We start from the raw sequence: 15705 nt of genomic DNA, 5'->3' as shown, positions 1-15705 counted from the left end.
ATATCAGCAAGCATTGCGCAGAATGCGCCGAGCGGCTTCCCGGGCCACCCGATCACGTTCAAGCAAGATCTGAATATCGACCACGGCTTGCGCTGGCAGTTCCGCAAGAACCGACTCCACGACGTCGGCAATGGAAAGAAACGGCAGTGCGCCGGCCAGAAATGCCTCCACAGCGACCTCGTTCGCGGCATTCAGCACGGCAGGTGCGTCGCCGCCAGCGCGCAGCGCCTGAAACGCCAACGCCAGGCAACGGAACGTCACCAGATCGGGCGGTTCGAAGGCTAGCGGTGCGCAGGCGGTCAGATCCAGTGGTGCGACGCCGGCATCGACTCGCTCAGGCCATGCCAGCGCGTGAGCGATCGCGGTGCGCATATCGGGGTTCCCCAACTGCGCCAGCACGGAGCCATCGACGTATTCGACCAGCGAGTGCACCAGGCTTTGCGGGTGCACCACCACGCCGATCGCATCGGCTGCGGCGCCGAACAGGTGATGCGCCTCGATCACCTCGAGGCCCTTGTTCATCAGCGTGGCCGAGTCGACCGAAATCTTGCGGCCCATCACCCAGTTGGGGTGTTTGCAGGCCTGCTCCGGGGTAATGTCGGCCAGTTCAGCCCGCGTGCGACCGCGAAACGGGCCACCCGAAGCGGTGAGCGTTAGCCGTCGAACACCTTTGTGCAGCATCGGTCTGCCACCGGCCAGGCCTTCAGCAGGCAGGCACTGGAACAGCGCATTGTGTTCGGAGTCGACCGGAATCAGCGCGGCGCCGCCAGCAGCGACCGCATCCAGCAGCAGCGGGCCGGCCATCACGATGGCTTCCTTGTTGGCCAGCAGCAGGTGTTTGCCGGCGCGTGCGGCCGCCAAGGTGGACTCCAGTCCGGCGGCGCCGACGATGGCCGCTACCACGGTATCGCACAGGGGGCTCGCCACGGCTTTGGTTAGGGCATCGTGGCCGCTGGCCACGTCGCATGGAACACCAGCAGCGCCGAGCTTGCGGGACAGCTCGGCCTCCAGAGCCGGATCGGCGATCACCGCCAGTTCGGGGCGATGCTGCACGCACAGCGTGACGAGCGCATCGACTTGCCGATGCGCGGTCAGCACGGTGGCGCGAAAACGCTCCGGGTGCCGGGCTATCACGTCCAGTGTATTGCCGCCGATCGAGCCGGTGGCGCCAAGTACGGCAACGTTCTTCATGTCACAAACCCAGCAGCATCAGGCCGGCGGCAAAGATCGGCAGCGCGGCAAATACGCTGTCCAGGCGATCCATCAGGCCGCCGTGGCCTGGCACCATGGTGCCGGAATCCTTCACCTGGGCATGGCGCTTCATCAGGCTTTCGATCAGGTCCCCCACGATCGAGGCACCGACGGTGACGATGGCCAACACAGCGAGCCCAACGAGCTGGTCGCCGCGTACGTCGAACAGCCACCAGCCGCCCAGCGTGGTTACTGCCACGCCTGCGACCAGCGCACCATATGCGCCGGCCCACGTCTTGCCCGGGCTGATCTGCGGGGCCAGTTTGCGCTTGCCAAAGGTGCGGCCGCTGAAATAGGCGCCGATATCGGCAGCCCAGACGATCACGAGGGCGAGCAGGGTAAAGCCGTGACCGTGCGGCTGTCCCGCGTGGATGCTGATCATCGCGACCCAGGCTGGAAACACCACGAATGCCCCGGCCAGCAGTTTGAGCGCGCGATTTTCCTGGGTGGGTGCTGCGCCGTACGCGAAATGACGTAGCCAAACGCAGGCAAGCAACCACCAGGCCACGCCCAGGGTCAGCACAATGGGCATCACGACAGTGGTGCGGGCTAGCCACAGCATCACGAACACTGCCGCCGCCGCCGCCAGCCATACGATCTGCCACGCAGTGCTTTTCAGTCCGCTCAAGCGCGACCATTCCCACAACGCAGCGAGGAAAGCAGCGGCTGCGACCAGCGTGAACACCGGTGTCGATGCGAGCAGGATGATCAGGATGACCAGCGGTGCGAGCACCAGGGCGGTGAGGGTGCGCTGAAGCAGCATCGGTATCCTTAACTAGTGGCGGCGACTTGCTCACCCGTGCGGCCATAACGGCGCTCGCGGCGGGCATAGTCTTCGATGGCGCGACGCAGGCAGGCTCGATCAAAATCGGGCCACAGCGTCTCGGTAAAGTACAGCTCGGCGTATGCGGCCTGCCACAGCAGAAAATTGCTGATGCGATATTCGCCACCGGTGCGGATGAAAAGGTCCAGCGGCGGTAGCTCGGCCAGGCTCATCCACTGACCCAGTCTTGCTTCGTCGATATCCTCGGCGCGCAGTTCGCCGCGCGCCACGGCTTCGGCCGCCTGACGTGCAGCCTGCACGATATCCCAGCGACCACCGTAGTTCACGGCAATGCTGACATACAGCTTGTCATTGCCGGCGGTTCGCATCATTGCCGCTTGCATACGTGCACGCAAGGGTTCGTCGAAAGCGCTCAGATCACCGATGAAGCGCAAGCGCACGCCGTTGCTGTGCAACTCGTCCACTTCCTTGTCCAACGCGCGGACGAACAAGCTCATCAGTGCCATGACTTCGTCTGGCGGTCGCTGCCAGTTTTCGCTGGAAAACGCGAATACCGTCAGCGCCTGCACGCCTTCGCGCATGCAGGACTCGATCGCTTCACGTACAGCCTTGCGGCCAGCGTTGTGGCCAAAGCTGCGCGGGCGATGCCGGGCTTTGGCCCAGCGGCCGTTGCCATCCATGACGATGGCGATGTGGCGCGGAACCGTGGGATGTCCTGCTCTATTCAGCACAGGTGTCACCGGCCCTGTCTGTTCGCAGATTTGTGGTGCGCGGACAAAAACAGGGATCCGCCTGTCGAGGAGACGCGCCGCAGATATGTGGACAGACAGGGCCGGCCCCAACGATTGGGAAATTATGATGATGGGGTGATATCCAGAAGGCGCGCATGCGGTAGCGCGCGGCTTGCCAAGGCAGCCAGCCTTGCCTGCGCCACGCACTTCCACCTGCGAACCTTCTGGATATCATGCCGCCTGCGCTGAATAGATCAGGACATCCCTTGGCCTCGGCGCCGGACATGGGGGTTGCGATGGCGCTCAGAGCGCCATCAGCTCCTCTTCCTTGGCCTTGACCACGGCGTCGACGTCTTTCACCGAGCGATCGGTGAACTTCTGGATCTCGTCGTCGGCGCGGCGCTCGTCGTCCTCGGTGATCAGCTTTTCCTTCAGCAGATCCTTGATCTGCTGAAGTGCGTCACGACGTACGTTGCGGATCGCGATTTTCGCATTCTCACCTTCATGGCCGACGTGCTTGGCCAGCTCACGGCGACGCTCTTCGGTGAGCGGCGGCATGTTCAGGCGAATCACAGTGCCGGCGGTGGTTGGCGTAACGCCGAGATCCGACGCCATCAAGGCCTTCTCAATCGGCGCGACCATGGGCTTTTCCCACGGCGTGATGATGATGGTCCGTGCATCGGCGAGAGAGACCGAGGCGACCTGGGTCAGCGGCATGTCCGCGCCGTAATAGGACACCTTGATGTTATCGACCAGCGCCGTACTGGCGCGACCCGTGCGAATACGGGTGAGATCGTGCTTGAGCGAGTCGATGCTCTTGCCCATGCGGGTCTGGGCATCAGTCTTGATGTCGTTGATCATGAAACGTTTCCCGGTGAATCTGGCAAGCGGATGATTATAGCAGCCGGGTTATGGCGAGCTGTATGCGTTGAAGCGAGAGGCGAGTGCGTCGCTCAGCCGCCGTCAACCAGGGTACCGATCGGCTCGCCATGCATGATGCGCATCAGGTTGCCTGGCACGGTCATGTCGTAAATGCGCAGCGGCATGTCATGGTCACGGCAGAGCGAGATGGCGGCGGTATCCATGACCGCCAACTTGCGCTCGATCACTTCATCGTAATCGAGCCTGTCGTAGCGAACCGCGTCGCTGTGCTTGGCCGGATCGGCGGTGTATACGCCATCGACCTTGGTCGCCTTGAGCAACAGGTCGGCACCGATTTCAACCGCGCGTAACGCAGCTGCGGAGTCGGTGGTGAAAAATGGGTTGCCGATGCCGGCGGCGAACAGCACCACGCGGCCCTTTTCGAGATGGCGGATGGCGCGGCGGCGCACGAAATCCTCGCTGACGTCGTGAATCTGGATGGCACTCATGACGCGGGCGATGCCGTTGCGCTTTTCGATCGCGTCCTGCATCGCCAGCGCGTTCATTACCGTGGCCAACATGCCCATGTGGTCGCCGGTGACGCGATCCATACCGGCCGCGGCGAGCCCGGCACCGCGGAAGATGTTGCCACCGCCAATGACTACACCGATTTCCACGCCGGCGCGCTGGACCTCGATGATCTCGTCGGCCAATCGGCCGATGACTTTGGGGTCAATGCCGTAGTCGGCCTGGCCCATCAGTGCTTCACCGGACAATTTGAGCAGGATACGGCCGTAATTCAGCGGGGTGCTCATGGAATCTCCGGATTATGTGTGGCAAAACAGCTGCATTGTACTGGCTGCTGGAAGTGGCTGGGAGAGCGTTTGCCACGTTGCGATTTATTTGTGTCGACTATTCGCTATACAGATGTAAAAAAGCCGCGGTTCCCCGCGGCTTTTTTGATGCTTGCCGAATGACGTTAAAACTCAGGCCAGGCCGGCCTGCTTCATCACTTCAGCGTGGAAATCCTCTTCCACTTTCTCGATGCCTTCGCCGACGGCCAGACGCACGACCGTGACAACGTCCGCGCCTTCCTTCTTCAGCGCTTCGGCCACCGTGGTGTTGGTATCCAGCACGTAGGGCTGGCCGAGCAGGGTGACTTCGGAGACGATCTTGTTGATCTTGCCGGCGATGATCTTTTCCAGGATTTCGGCCGGCTTGGCCTTGTCCTTTTCGGTCATCTGGCTCAGCGCGATGTCTTTTTCCTTGGCGACGAAATCAGCCGGTACGTCCTCGGCACGGATATGCGCCGGGTTCATGGCGGCGACGTGCATCGCAATACCCTTGGCCAACTCTTCGGAGCCGCCCTTGAGCGACACCAACACGCCGATGCGGCCACCGTGGATGTAACTGCCGATCACGTTGTCGCTCTCGACGCGAGCCATGCGGCGCACGTCGATCTTCTCGCCGATGGTGGCGATCAGGGTCTTGGCCGCTTCTTCGACATTGCTGGCGCCCGGGTAGGCAGCCGCCTTCAAGGCATCGACATCCGCTGCGCCGGATTTCAGGGCGATGTCGGCGACGGTGTCGGTGAATTTCAGGAAGCTGGCGTCTTTGCCGACGAAATCAGTTTCGCAGTTGATCTCGACCAGTACGGCGGTCTTGCCGGCCTGGGCGGCCACGATGCGGCCTTCGGCAGCGACGCGGCTGGCTTTCTTGTCGGCCTTGGACAGGCCGGACTTGCGCAGCCATTCCATCGCGGTGTCGATGTCGCCGTTGTTCTCGACCAGGGCCTTCTTGCATTCCATCATGCCGGCGCCGGATCGCTCGCGCAGTTCCTTGACCAGTTGGGCGGAAATAGTGCTCATGGGTAGTCCTCCAAAAATTTGGATACGCCGCAACGGTTGCCCGCTGCGGCGCGAATATTTCTAGGGTGTCGCGACGGCGCGAAGCCGTCGCTGCACTGGCTTACTTCGCTGAGGCGCCGTCGCGCGGGCCACGACCACCATCGCGACCACCATCGCGACGCGGAGCGCCGGCACCCTTCTTGGGAGCGGCATCACGGCGCGGGGCGGCCGGCTTGCGGTCCACCTTGGCGATCGGATTGCCTTCCTCGTCGAGCTCAACGAAATCGTTGGCATCGCCTTGGACAGCAGCCGGCGCAGCGGCCTTGCCTTCCAGGATCGAGTCGGCGGCGGCGCGGGCGTACAGCTGGATGGCGCGGATGGCGTCATCGTTGCCCGGGATGGCGTAATCGACCAGCTCCGGGTTGTAGTTGGTGTCAACCACGGCGATCACCGGGATGCCGAGCTTCTTGGCTTCCTGCACGGCGATGTCTTCATGGCCGATGTCGACCACGAACAGCGCGTCGGGCAGGCGGTTCATGTCCTTGATGCCGCCCAGCGAAGCCTGCAGCTTGTCGCGCTCACGGCGACGGGACAGCACTTCGTGCTTGACCAGCTTCTCGAACGAACCGTCGGTCTCGGCAGCTTCGAGCTCTTTCAGGCGCGATACGGACTGTTTGACAGTGCGGAAGTTGGTCAGCATGCCGCCGAGCCAGCGCGAGGTGACATACGGCATACCGGCGCGCGCGGCCTCTTCAGCCAACGGCTCGCGAGCCGAACGCTTGGTGCCGACGAACAGGATGGTGCCGCGCTTCTGCGCCAGCGCCGACAGGAAATTCATCGCGTCGGTGAACAGCGGCAGGGTCTTTTCCAGATTGATGATGTGGATCTTGCCGCGGGCGCCGAAGATGTATGGAGCCATCTTGGGGTTCCAGTAACGAGTTTGGTGACCGAAATGGACGCCGGCTTCGAGCATTTGACGCATGGTGACTTGTGCCATGGTGAAACTCCTTGCAATGACCTTGTGAGGTCTGGGGGTTGGGACCTCCACGTACCCCCGACTTCGACCGCGAACGTCCCATATAGTGGAGGGATCGAGCGCAGCACCCCGAAGGCGGTGCCGATACGTGTGTGGCGTTGGTTGGGTATTGAACCGCTGGGCGGTTACAATCCCGGTACGCTTTGCGCTGCGCAGATCCAATGAAACGGCTACGTCAGGTCAGCAAAACTCCCGAATTATAGCCGGTGCGCCGGCAGTGCAGCAAGTTGTGGCGATTCATTGGTTGAACCGCCGTACTTGAGGCGCCATCTAGGCATGACTATGGCCATTACCCTCAAAAATTCCGAAGACCTCGAAGGCATGCGCGTCGCGGGCAAACTGGCCGCCGATGTGCTTGCCATGCTCAAGGATCACGTCAAGCCCGGTGTGACCACCGAAGAGCTTGATCGTCTCGCCCACGACTATATTGTCAACGTGCAGCAGGCGATTCCGGCCAATGTCGGCTATCACGGCTTTCCGAAGACGCTGTGTGCCTCGGTCAACCACGTGATCTGCCATGGCATTCCGAACGAGGGCAAGGTGCTGAAGGATGGCGATATCGTCAATCTGGACGTCACCGTGATCAAGGACGGCTGGCACGGTGATACCAGCCGCATGTATTTCGTCGGCACGCCTTCGGTGCTGGCCAAGCGGCTGGTCGATACGACCTTCGAAGCGATGATGAACGGCATCAAGGCCGTGCGCCCCGGCGCCACACTGGGCGATGTCGGTCATGCGATCCAGCAGCATGCCGAGGCTGCGGGTTTCAGCGTAGTGCGCGAGTACTGCGGCCATGGCATCGGCAAGGTTTACCACGACGAGCCGCAGGTCCTGCATTACGGCAAGCCGGGCGCTGGCGTCGAATTGAAGAAAGGCATGACCTTCACCATCGAGCCGATGATCAACGCCGGCAAGCCGCAGACCCGCCAGTTGCCGGACGGCTGGACCGTAGTGACCAAGGATCACTCGCTCTCGGCACAGTGGGAACACACCATCGCAGTCACGGACGATGGTTTCGAGATACTCACGGCGTGGCCCGACGCCTGAGTCTCCTGGATGGCTCAGGTAGTGATTACTCCGCATCTGCCTGAGTCATCGAGCCAGGCATGCCTGTCGGTATTCATCGCAGTCATCTGGTTAAGATGAGTCGTTAAAGCCTGCTGTTACCGCTCGCGGACTGTAAAGTTCTCACGGAGCTACGCCCAGATCATGTCGTCGATACGCAGCCTCGCCGCTCTACCGCCGCTGCCGCGCTTGCCGGTGGCTGTGCCGCGGTCTGGTGTTTCGGCCGAAGCGCGTCTGGCATTGCGGCAGCTGCTGGGTGATGTCAATCGCACCCTGACCACGGCCTTTCGCGATGGTGGCGATGCCACATTGCTGGCACGTCGGCGTGGGGAATCGGTGGAACGTGTGGTTGCGCACGTATGGATGGCTTGCCTGGGCGATGTCAGCGGCGCGGCGCTGTTTGCCGTGGGTGGGTTTGGTCGAGGCCTGTTGTTTCCGTATTCGGACGTGGATTTGCTGGCCCTGGTCGAAGCGCCTGCGCCCGCGCGCTTGCGCGCGCTGGAACAGTTTTTCGCCACGCTGTGGGATGTTGGCCTGAAGGTAGGACACGCCGTACGCGATACGGCGCAATGCCGTGATCTGGCATCCAGGGATTTGAGTGTGTTCACCAGCCTGCTGGACGCACGTCGATTGGCCGGTGATCAGCTGTTGGGCGACCGGCTACGCGGAATCATCGACGACCCCGAGCTGTGGCCGACGACAAAATATCTGGCGGCGCGGCTGGCCGAACGCGATGCGCGTCATGCCCGTTACGACGATACGGCCCACAATCTGGAACCCAATCTCAAGGATGGTCCGGGCGGTCTGCGCACGCTCGACGCGCTGCGCTGGCTCGGTCGACGGTTGGCACATGCGAACGGATTTGCTGATCTGGTGACCGAGGGGTTGCTGGACGCCGCGGAGCAACTGGCGCTCGAAGAATCCGAAGCGACGTTGCAACAGTATCGCTACGCCCTGCATCTTGAGGCCGGTCGCGCCGAAGAACGTCTGTTGTTCGATTACCAGCGTGGGCTGGCCACGCGACTGGGCTTCGAGGACGAACACGAAAAAAATCTGGGCGTCGAACAGTTCATGCAGGGCTATTACCGCGCTGCGACCCAGATCGAGCGTCTCGGGGTGCAAGTGGCCGAGCGCTTCGAGGAAATGCTGGAAACACCTCTCGATGCCCAGCCTGCGGGCGTCGACTTTGTGCGTTACGGCACGCGTCTGGCCGCGCGCGATCCGCAGCTTTTCATGCGACGGCCTTCCGCGTTGGTGGACATATTCATCGAGCGGCTCGATCAGCCGGGGGTCATCGGCTTCACTGCCGACACCATGCGTCGCATCCATCAGGCAACCGCTTCGCATGGCGAATTGCTGTCGACCGATCGCGGCGTACTGGATGCATTTCTGATCCTGCTTCGCCGCGGCGCGCCCGCGGTCGACGCCCTGTGGAGCATGAACCGGCACGGCTTGCTGGCGGCGATTCTGCCGGCTTTTGGCATGGTCTTCGGTCGCATGCAGTACGACTTGTTTCATGTCTATACGGTCGATGAGCATACGCTGCGCGTGCTTCGCAACGTGGCGCGTTTTGCGGAGCCGGCGGCAAAAACGGAGTTCCCTGTCGCGTGCCCGATTTGGCGCGCGTTGCCGAAGCCGGAAATTCTGCTGCTGGCGGCGTTGTTTCACGACATCGCGAAAGGTCGTGGCGGCGATCACTCCACGCTTGGCGAAGAAGATGCCCGCACGTTTTGCACGCAGCTGGGCTTGCCTCGTGCCGATACCGAGCGAGTGGCCTGGTTGGTGCGCTGGCATCTGCTGATGAGCACTACCGCACAACGCCAGGATATTACCGATCCCGATGTCGTGCAGCGCTTTGCCGATCTTGTCGACGATCGGGAACGCCTAGGCCAGCTGTATCTGCTGACCATCGCCGACATCATCGGTACGAGTCCGCGCTTGTGGAACGCGTGGAAGGATCGGCTGCTGTCCGATCTGTATACCGCCACTCGATATGCGCTGCGCAGCGATGTAAACCTGCCGCGTGATGCCAATGAACGCGTACGTGAATGCTCCGAACACGCGCTGGCGTTGCTGATGAACGAGGGCTACGCCGAGATCGACGTTGTCCACGTATGGGCTGATTTCCCGCAATTGAGTTTCATGCGTCACCGACCCGAGCAGATCGCCTGGCAAACGCGGGCCATCCTGGTGGCAAACGGCGCAGTTCCGTTGGTGGCTGTACAGCCCTTTTCGGTACGTGGAAGCACCGAGCTGTTTGTTTACACCCCCGATCGCGATGGCCTGTTTGCCACGGTCACCGCCGTGCTGGATCGGCTGCGTTTTTCGGTGATGGAGTCGCGCATCCTCAGTTCGCCGACTGGCATGGCGCTGGACACGTTCCTGTTGCTGGAGGCAGACACGCAGCAGCCGGCCGGCGCGGCGCGGGCTCAGGAACTCCAACAGCGGCTGCAGCGCGAACTGGAACATCCCACCGGAATGCAGCCGTGCAAGCGCAACATGACTCGCCATCAGAAGCACTTCCAGACGCCGCCGCGAATCACCTTCCATGCCGCCGGTGATCGAACCCAGCTCGCGCTGGTCGGCACGGACCGTCCTGGTTTGCTGGCTGCCGTGGCGCAGGTCATGCTCAATACCGAAGTGCGGGTACACGACGCGCGCATCGCGACCTTTGGTGAGCGCGTGGAGGATTTTTTCCAGATCACTGACCGTTACAACGCGCCGTTGATCGCCGTGCAGCAGGAGCGGCTGCTGCAAGCGCTGATGTCCAGCATCGGCCCCGTGCGGGATTGATCGGCATGACGTCCGCGCTATCATCGCGATAGCTGCACATCGCAGCGGCCACTCGCACTCCAGCCATGACCTACACGTTTATAGAAACGCTGCATTTGTTGTTTGTTGTCGCGTGGATGGCAGCGGTTTTTTACTTGCCGCGGATCCTGGTGAACATGGCTGAGACAGTGGGGCAGCCACCGGTGCAGGCACGTTTGCAGCTGATGGGTCGCCGGCTGTATCGCTTCGGTCACATCATGTTTGGTCTCGCTTTCGTCATGGGGCTGACGTTATGGCAAGGCTGGCGCGTGTTTCCCTCTGCGCTACCGAACGTGGTTGGACCGATGCACTGGATCGATGCCAAGGTGACCCTGGTGATCGTGCTGCTGATCTATTTCATCCTGTGCGGACGCATGCTCAAGCGTGCGGCCGCGGGCGGCGCGCTGCCCACGTCGAAAGCGTTGCGCTGGACCAATGAACTACCGGTGCTGCTTCTGCTTGGTGTGCTTTACCTGGCTGTCGCCAAGCCGTTTTGAGATGGCGGCGGGGGCATCGTAGACGAGGTTTGGCCGCGAATTTGCGCTAAACTGATCGCCAACAAAATAACCGACGAGACAAGGTGGCCCGCGCTTTGCGCCGGCCGAGCGTGCGACATGGCAACTACCCGCTACCACCGCTGATTCTCAACGCCTTGTTTTCCAAAAACAGAGGGCGTTATGCCCTTTCTTTTTGTCCACTGTCTGGACGGGTTGCCAAGACAGCCTTCAGGCCAACTTTTTAATCAACGCACGCTTCAAGCGCGAATGCCCAGGTACTCCCATGATTGAAATCACGCTACCCGACGGCAGCAAGCGGCCGTTCGATCACCCCGTTACCGTGCAGGACGTGGCCGCCTCGATTGGCGCCGGTCTGGCCAAGGCGACGCTGGCCGGCAAGGTCGACGGCCAACTGGTCGATGCCGCCTTTCCGATCGGGCATGACGCCAGCCTGCAGATCATCACTGACAAGAGTCCCGAGGCGCTGGATATCCTGCGCCATTCCACCGCGCATCTGATGGGGCAGGCCGTGCAACGCCTTTATCCCGGCGCGCAGGTGACGATCGGTCCGGTGATCGACAACGGCTTTTTCTACGATTTCGCCTACGAGCGACCGTTCACGCCCGACGATCTGCCGAAGATCGAGGCGGAGATGGCCAAGATCGTTGCCGAGCAGCTGCCGGTGACGCGCGACGTCAAATCGCGCGACGAAGCCGTGGCGTTTTTTCGCGGCATGGGCGAGGAGTACAAGGCCGAAATCATTGAGGGTATTCCGGCCGATCAGGCGCTGTCGCTGTATACGCAGGGCGAGTTCACCGACCTGTGCCGTGGCCCGCATGTGCCCAATACCGGCAAGCTGCGCGCGTTCAAGCTGATGAAGGTGGCCGGTGCCTACTGGCGCGGCGATTCCAACAACGCGATGCTGACCCGCATCTACGGCACTGCGTGGCTCAACGACAAGGATTTGAAGGCTTACCTGTTCCAGCTGGAAGAAGCCGAGAAGCGCGACCATCGCAAGATCGGCAAGCAGCTCGACCTGTTCCATCAGCAGGAAGAAAGCCCGGGCATGGTGTTCTGGCACCCCAACGGCTGGGCGATCTGGCAGCAGGTCGAGCAGTACATGCGCAGTGTCTACAAGCGCAGCGGTTATCAGGAAGTGCGCTGCCCGATGGTGCTGGATGTGTCGCTCTGGAAAAAGTCCGGGCACTGGGACAACTACGCCGAGAACATGTTCTTTACCGAGTCGGAAAAGCACACGTATGCATTGAAGCCGATGAACTGCCCTGGCCACGTGCAGGTATTCAACACCGGCCTGCACAGCTATCGCGAACTGCCGATCCGCTACGGTGAATTCGGCGGCTGCCATCGCAACGAGCCATCGGGCGCACTGCACGGCATCATGCGCGTGCGCGCCTTCACGCAGGACGACGGGCATATTTTCTGCACGCCGGAACAGGTGGAAGCCGAGGTCACGGCATTCCATCTGCAGGCCATGAAGGTCTATGCGGACTTCGGCTTTACCGACCTCGCCATCAAGCTGGCGCTGCGACCGGAAAAGCGGATTGGCTCGGACGAATTCTGGGATCGCACCGAGGAAATGTTGCGCCGGGCACTGCGTGCCGCCGGCGTGGAGTGGGAGGAGCTGCCGGGCGAGGGCGCCTTCTACGCGCCCAAGATCGAGTACCACCTGAAGGATTCGATCGGCCGCGCCTGGCAGGTGGGCACCATGCAGGTGGATTTCATGATGCCCGAGCGCCTCGACGCCGAGTACGTGGACGAGCATTCGCAGAAAAAGCACCCGGTGATGCTGCATAGGGCCATCGTCGGCTCGATGGAGCGCTTCATCGGCATCCTGATCGAACATCACGCGGGACTGCTGCCGTCCTGGCTGGCTCCGGTACAGGCGGTGGTGCTCAATATCACTGATGCGCAGGGCGATTATGTCCGGGAAGTGACGCAAACCCTTGTCGATAAAGGTTTCCGGGTGCAGTCCGATTTGCGCAATGAGAAGGTCGGCTATAAAATCCGCGAACATACGATGCAGAAAGTGCCTTATCTGCTCGTGGTCGGTGACCGCGAGAAAGAAACGGGTACCCTAGCCGTGCGTACCCGTTCGGGTGAGGACCTGGGCAGCATGTCGCTGGCCGACTTTGCCGAACGACTGGTGACCGAAACCAAGCGCTGAGCCAAATACTCAGCTTTGGCGGTCAGTTTTTCTTACTTCTTCTGGAGGATCGTGGTATCGCAACCACCGACAACAAAGGCAATCGTCGCAACCTAGAAATCCGTGTGCCACGGGTACGTGTGATTGGTGCCGAAGCCGAACAGCTTGGCATTCTGACCCGCGACGAGGCGCTGGCGCTGGCGCAGGAAGCGGGCATGGACCTGGTCGAGATCCAGCCGAACGGCGATCCGCCGGTCTGCCGCATCATGGATTACGGCAAGTTCAAGTTCGAAGCCCAGAAGAAGGCGCAGGCCGCCAAGAAGAAGCAGAAGCAGGTCGAGATCAAGGAAGTGAAGTTCCGTCCGGTCACGGATGTGGGCGACTACCAGATCAAGCTGCGCAACATGCTGCGTTTCCTTGAGGAAGGGGACAAGGTCAAGGTCACCATCCGCTTCCGTGGCCGCGAGATGTCGCATCAGGATCTGGGCCAGAACCTGGCCAAGAAGATTCAGGAAGACGTCGGCGAGAACGGCCAGATCGAGTCCTTCCCGCGGCTGGAAGGGCGTCAGATGGTCATGATGATCGGCCCCAAGAAGAAGCAGTAAAAGAAAAGGCAGCCTCGGGCTGCCTTTTCCACATGCGGCGGCCTTTGCATGTCTGGCTGGCATCAAACCGGGTTTACCCGTACAATTCGCGGTTCGACCCGCCGGATGGGTCGTGCACCGATCATGGCAGGACGGAAAGCGTGGCCGGATTCCTCGGAGTCCGAGACACCGCCAGATCAGTCAGAAACCGGGGCGCCAACTCAAACAGGCGTTCCCACACAAGGAAACTGTTATGCCCAAGATCAAGACCAACCGGGCGGCGGCGAAGCGTTTTCGCAAGACCGCGTCGGGCAAGATCAAGTGCGGCCACGCCTTCAAGTCACACATCCTGACCAAGAAGTCGACCAAGCGTAAGCGTGGTCTGCGTGCCCCGAATCATCTCAAGGCGTGTGACACCAAGGGTGTAGCGCGCATGTTGCCGTACTTGTAAGACGAGGAGATAAACCATGGCTCGTGTAAAGCGTGGCGTTACCGCCCGTCGTCGTCACAAAAAAGTTATCGGTCGTGCCAAGGGCTATTACAACGCCCGTCGCAAGGTCTTCCGCGTTGCCAACCAGGCCGTCATCAAGGCCGGTCAGTACGCGTATATCGGCCGCAAGCAGCGCAAGCGTCAGTTCCGCGCGCTGTGGATCGTCCGTATCAATGCCGCGGCACGCATGTTCGGCCTGTCTTACAGCCGCCTGATCAATGGCCTGACCAAGGCCGGTATCGAAGTCGACCGTAAGGTATTGGCTGACATCGCCGTGCACGACATCAAGGCCTTTGAAGTGATCGCCGAGAAAGCCAAGGCCAGTCTGGCCGCTTGATCGTCGGGCGCTTCGGCGCCAGCGCGATATGATGCAAAGCAAGCGGGGAAGAGGCCAAAACCTCTTCCCCCTTTCGTTTCTGGAATACGGTGTTTGTGGAACGCGGTTGTTGGGGAATTCGCGGATCTGGTTATTGGATCCATTGACTAGGTAATACCGGAGTCGCATTGATGGACGACCTGGAAAGCCGCGCCGCGCAGGCGCTGGCCGAAATCGACAAAGCCGATACGCTCGAGGTGCTCGATGCGCTGCGCGTCGGCCTGTTGGGCAAGAGCGGTATCGTCACCGCTGCATTGAAAGAACTCGGTGCGCTGGCACCGGACGCGCGCAAGGCGCGCGGTGCCGAGGTCAACGCGGTCAAGGACCGTCTGGCCGATGCGCTGGCAGCGCGCAAGCAGATGTTGGAGCAGGTCGAGCTGGATCGCCGGCTGGCATCGGAGAAGCTGGATATCAGTCTTCCTGGTCGTGATGGCGAGCGCGGCGGTATCCATCCGATCACCCGTGCGCTGGAACGCATTGCGTCGATCTTCTCGCGGTTGGGCTACCAGCGCGCCGATGGTCCCGAGATCGAGGACGACTGGCACAACTTCGAGGCACTGAATTTTCCACCGCATCATCCGGCGCGCGCGATGCACGACACTTTTTACTTTGGTGACGGCCGTTTGCTGCGCACGCATACCTCGCCGGTACAGATTCGCTCGATGAAGGACAGGCAGCCGCCGATCCGCATCATTGCGCCTGGCAAGGTCTATCGCAGCGATTCGGATCAGACCCACTCGCCGATGTTCCATCAGATCGAAGGTCTGTTGATCGACGAAACCTCCAGCTTTGCCGATCTCAAAGGCACGTTGGCCGAATTCATCCGCGCGTTTTTCGAACGCGACTTCGAGATGCGTTTTCGTCCTAGCTACTTCCCGTTTACCGAACCGTCGGCCGAAGTCGATATTCGCTGGGATGCCGAGGACGGCTCCACGCGCTGGCTCGAAGTGCTGGGCTGCGGCATGGTGCATCCGAACGTGCTGAAAAACTGCGGTATCGATCCGGAGCGTTACACCGGCTTCGCATTCGGCCTGGGTGTGGAACGCTTCGCGATGCTGCGTTACGGCGTGTCCGATCTGCGTGCGTTCTTCGAGAACGATCTGCGCTTCCTCAAGCAGTTTGCCTAAAGCATTAAAGGGACGGCAGATGAGGGGCGAGTAGTGAGGGCTTTAGCACTGCCGCTGACGCAAGGTTGGATTCTGCGTCCT

The 15705-nt window shown here is 61.3% G+C and carries 15 protein-coding genes; 8 read left to right on the top strand and 7 right to left on the bottom strand.

What is annotated here, in order from left to right:
• Window positions 1-3: 3 nt before the first annotated feature.
• The 7 genes from HDE80_RS05170 to rpsB form a co-directional block, all read right to left on the bottom strand.
• Window positions 4-1191, bottom strand: a complete 1188-nt coding sequence (locus HDE80_RS05170; RefSeq protein ID WP_184668510.1) for a 1-deoxy-D-xylulose-5-phosphate reductoisomerase — start codon at window positions 1189-1191, stop codon at window positions 4-6.
• A 1-nt stretch (window position 1192) separates the two neighbouring features.
• Window positions 1193-2014 carry a phosphatidate cytidylyltransferase gene (locus tag HDE80_RS05165; RefSeq protein ID WP_184668508.1) on the bottom strand — a complete coding sequence of 274 codons (822 nt, stop codon included), beginning with the start codon at window positions 2012-2014 and terminating at the stop codon, window positions 1193-1195.
• 8 nt (window positions 2015-2022) lie between these two features.
• On the bottom strand, window positions 2023-2763 hold the full coding sequence (uppS, locus tag HDE80_RS05160; RefSeq protein WP_184668901.1) for a polyprenyl diphosphate synthase: 741 nt from the start codon (window positions 2761-2763) through the stop codon (window positions 2023-2025).
• A gap of 306 nt (window positions 2764-3069) precedes the next feature.
• Entirely contained in the window at window positions 3070-3627 is a 558-nt protein-coding gene (frr, locus tag HDE80_RS05155) for a ribosome recycling factor (protein ID WP_184601008.1), read from the bottom strand.
• Window positions 3628-3719: 92 nt separating this feature from the next.
• The gene (gene pyrH, locus HDE80_RS05150) at window positions 3720-4442 is read right to left on the bottom strand and encodes a UMP kinase (RefSeq protein ID WP_184601009.1); all 723 of its coding nucleotides are present in this window, start codon (window positions 4440-4442) and stop codon (window positions 3720-3722) included.
• Window positions 4443-4613: 171 nt separating this feature from the next.
• Window positions 4614-5495, bottom strand: a complete 882-nt coding sequence (gene tsf / locus HDE80_RS05145; protein ID WP_184668506.1) for a translation elongation factor Ts — start codon at window positions 5493-5495, stop codon at window positions 4614-4616.
• Between the two features lie 100 nt (window positions 5496-5595).
• On the bottom strand, window positions 5596-6471 hold the full coding sequence (gene rpsB / locus HDE80_RS05140) for a 30S ribosomal protein S2 (RefSeq protein ID WP_184668504.1): 876 nt from the start codon (window positions 6469-6471) through the stop codon (window positions 5596-5598).
• Between the two features lie 321 nt (window positions 6472-6792).
• Between rpsB and map the strand changes: the two genes are divergently transcribed.
• The 8 genes from map (at window position 6793) to pheS (ending at window position 15624) form a co-directional block, all read left to right on the top strand.
• A complete protein-coding gene (map, locus tag HDE80_RS05135; protein WP_184668900.1) occupies window positions 6793-7557 on the top strand; it encodes a type I methionyl aminopeptidase in 765 nt (254 codons plus the stop codon).
• 162 nt (window positions 7558-7719) lie between these two features.
• The gene (glnD, locus tag HDE80_RS05130) at window positions 7720-10368 is read left to right on the top strand and encodes a [protein-PII] uridylyltransferase (RefSeq protein WP_184668502.1); all 2649 of its coding nucleotides are present in this window, start codon (window positions 7720-7722) and stop codon (window positions 10366-10368) included.
• A gap of 65 nt (window positions 10369-10433) precedes the next feature.
• Window positions 10434-10883: a CopD family protein gene (locus HDE80_RS05125; RefSeq protein WP_184668500.1), complete on the top strand. Its 450-nt coding sequence runs from the start codon at window positions 10434-10436 to the stop codon at window positions 10881-10883.
• A 283-nt stretch (window positions 10884-11166) separates the two neighbouring features.
• Window positions 11167-13068 (top strand): threonine--tRNA ligase, encoded by a 1902-nt coding sequence (gene thrS, locus HDE80_RS05120; protein WP_184668498.1) that lies wholly within the window; start codon window positions 11167-11169, stop codon window positions 13066-13068.
• Window positions 13069-13109: 41 nt separating this feature from the next.
• Window positions 13110-13652 carry a translation initiation factor IF-3 gene (infC, locus tag HDE80_RS05115; protein ID WP_083743671.1) on the top strand — a complete coding sequence of 181 codons (543 nt, stop codon included), beginning with the start codon at window positions 13110-13112 and terminating at the stop codon, window positions 13650-13652.
• A 232-nt stretch (window positions 13653-13884) separates the two neighbouring features.
• Window positions 13885-14082 (top strand): 50S ribosomal protein L35, encoded by a 198-nt coding sequence (rpmI, locus tag HDE80_RS05110; RefSeq protein WP_077445148.1) that lies wholly within the window; start codon window positions 13885-13887, stop codon window positions 14080-14082.
• Window positions 14083-14098: 16 nt separating this feature from the next.
• Window positions 14099-14458, top strand: coding sequence for a 50S ribosomal protein L20 (gene rplT, locus HDE80_RS05105; protein ID WP_184601016.1), 360 nt, complete (start codon window positions 14099-14101; stop codon window positions 14456-14458).
• Between the two features lie 170 nt (window positions 14459-14628).
• Window positions 14629-15624 carry a phenylalanine--tRNA ligase subunit alpha gene (pheS, locus tag HDE80_RS05100; RefSeq protein WP_184668496.1) on the top strand — a complete coding sequence of 332 codons (996 nt, stop codon included), beginning with the start codon at window positions 14629-14631 and terminating at the stop codon, window positions 15622-15624.
• Window positions 15625-15705 lie beyond the last annotated feature (81 nt).

This window comes from Rhodanobacter sp. A1T4, assembly GCF_014207185.1.
Classification (GTDB): domain Bacteria; phylum Pseudomonadota; class Gammaproteobacteria; order Xanthomonadales; family Rhodanobacteraceae; genus Rhodanobacter.
Note: the sequence above shows the minus strand (reverse complement) of the source record. Positions and strands in the feature narration are given on the sequence as shown.

What these genes read in the sequence shown, in the direction of transcription:
- tsf (WP_184668506.1), bottom strand. Translation starts at nt 5,495, where the DNA reads ATGAGCACTATTTCCGCCCAACTGGTCAAGGAACTGCGCGAGCGATCC.
- HDE80_RS05170 (WP_184668510.1), bottom strand. Translation starts at nt 1,191, where the DNA reads ATGAAGAACGTTGCCGTACTTGGCGCCACCGGCTCGATCGGCGGCAAT.
- rplT (WP_184601016.1), top strand. Translation starts at nt 14,099, where the DNA reads ATGGCTCGTGTAAAGCGTGGCGTTACCGCCCGTCGTCGTCACAAAAAA.
- thrS (WP_184668498.1), top strand. Translation starts at nt 11,167, where the DNA reads ATGATTGAAATCACGCTACCCGACGGCAGCAAGCGGCCGTTCGATCAC.
- HDE80_RS05165 (WP_184668508.1), bottom strand. Translation starts at nt 2,014, where the DNA reads ATGCTGCTTCAGCGCACCCTCACCGCCCTGGTGCTCGCACCGCTGGTC.
- glnD (WP_184668502.1), top strand. Translation starts at nt 7,720, where the DNA reads ATGTCGTCGATACGCAGCCTCGCCGCTCTACCGCCGCTGCCGCGCTTG.
- HDE80_RS05125 (WP_184668500.1), top strand. Translation starts at nt 10,434, where the DNA reads ATGACCTACACGTTTATAGAAACGCTGCATTTGTTGTTTGTTGTCGCG.
- rpsB (WP_184668504.1), bottom strand. Translation starts at nt 6,471, where the DNA reads ATGGCACAAGTCACCATGCGTCAAATGCTCGAAGCCGGCGTCCATTTC.
- frr (WP_184601008.1), bottom strand. Translation starts at nt 3,627, where the DNA reads ATGATCAACGACATCAAGACTGATGCCCAGACCCGCATGGGCAAGAGC.
- pheS (WP_184668496.1), top strand. Translation starts at nt 14,629, where the DNA reads ATGGACGACCTGGAAAGCCGCGCCGCGCAGGCGCTGGCCGAAATCGAC.
- pyrH (WP_184601009.1), bottom strand. Translation starts at nt 4,442, where the DNA reads ATGAGCACCCCGCTGAATTACGGCCGTATCCTGCTCAAATTGTCCGGT.
- rpmI (WP_077445148.1), top strand. Translation starts at nt 13,885, where the DNA reads ATGCCCAAGATCAAGACCAACCGGGCGGCGGCGAAGCGTTTTCGCAAG.
- map (WP_184668900.1), top strand. Translation starts at nt 6,793, where the DNA reads ATGGCCATTACCCTCAAAAATTCCGAAGACCTCGAAGGCATGCGCGTC.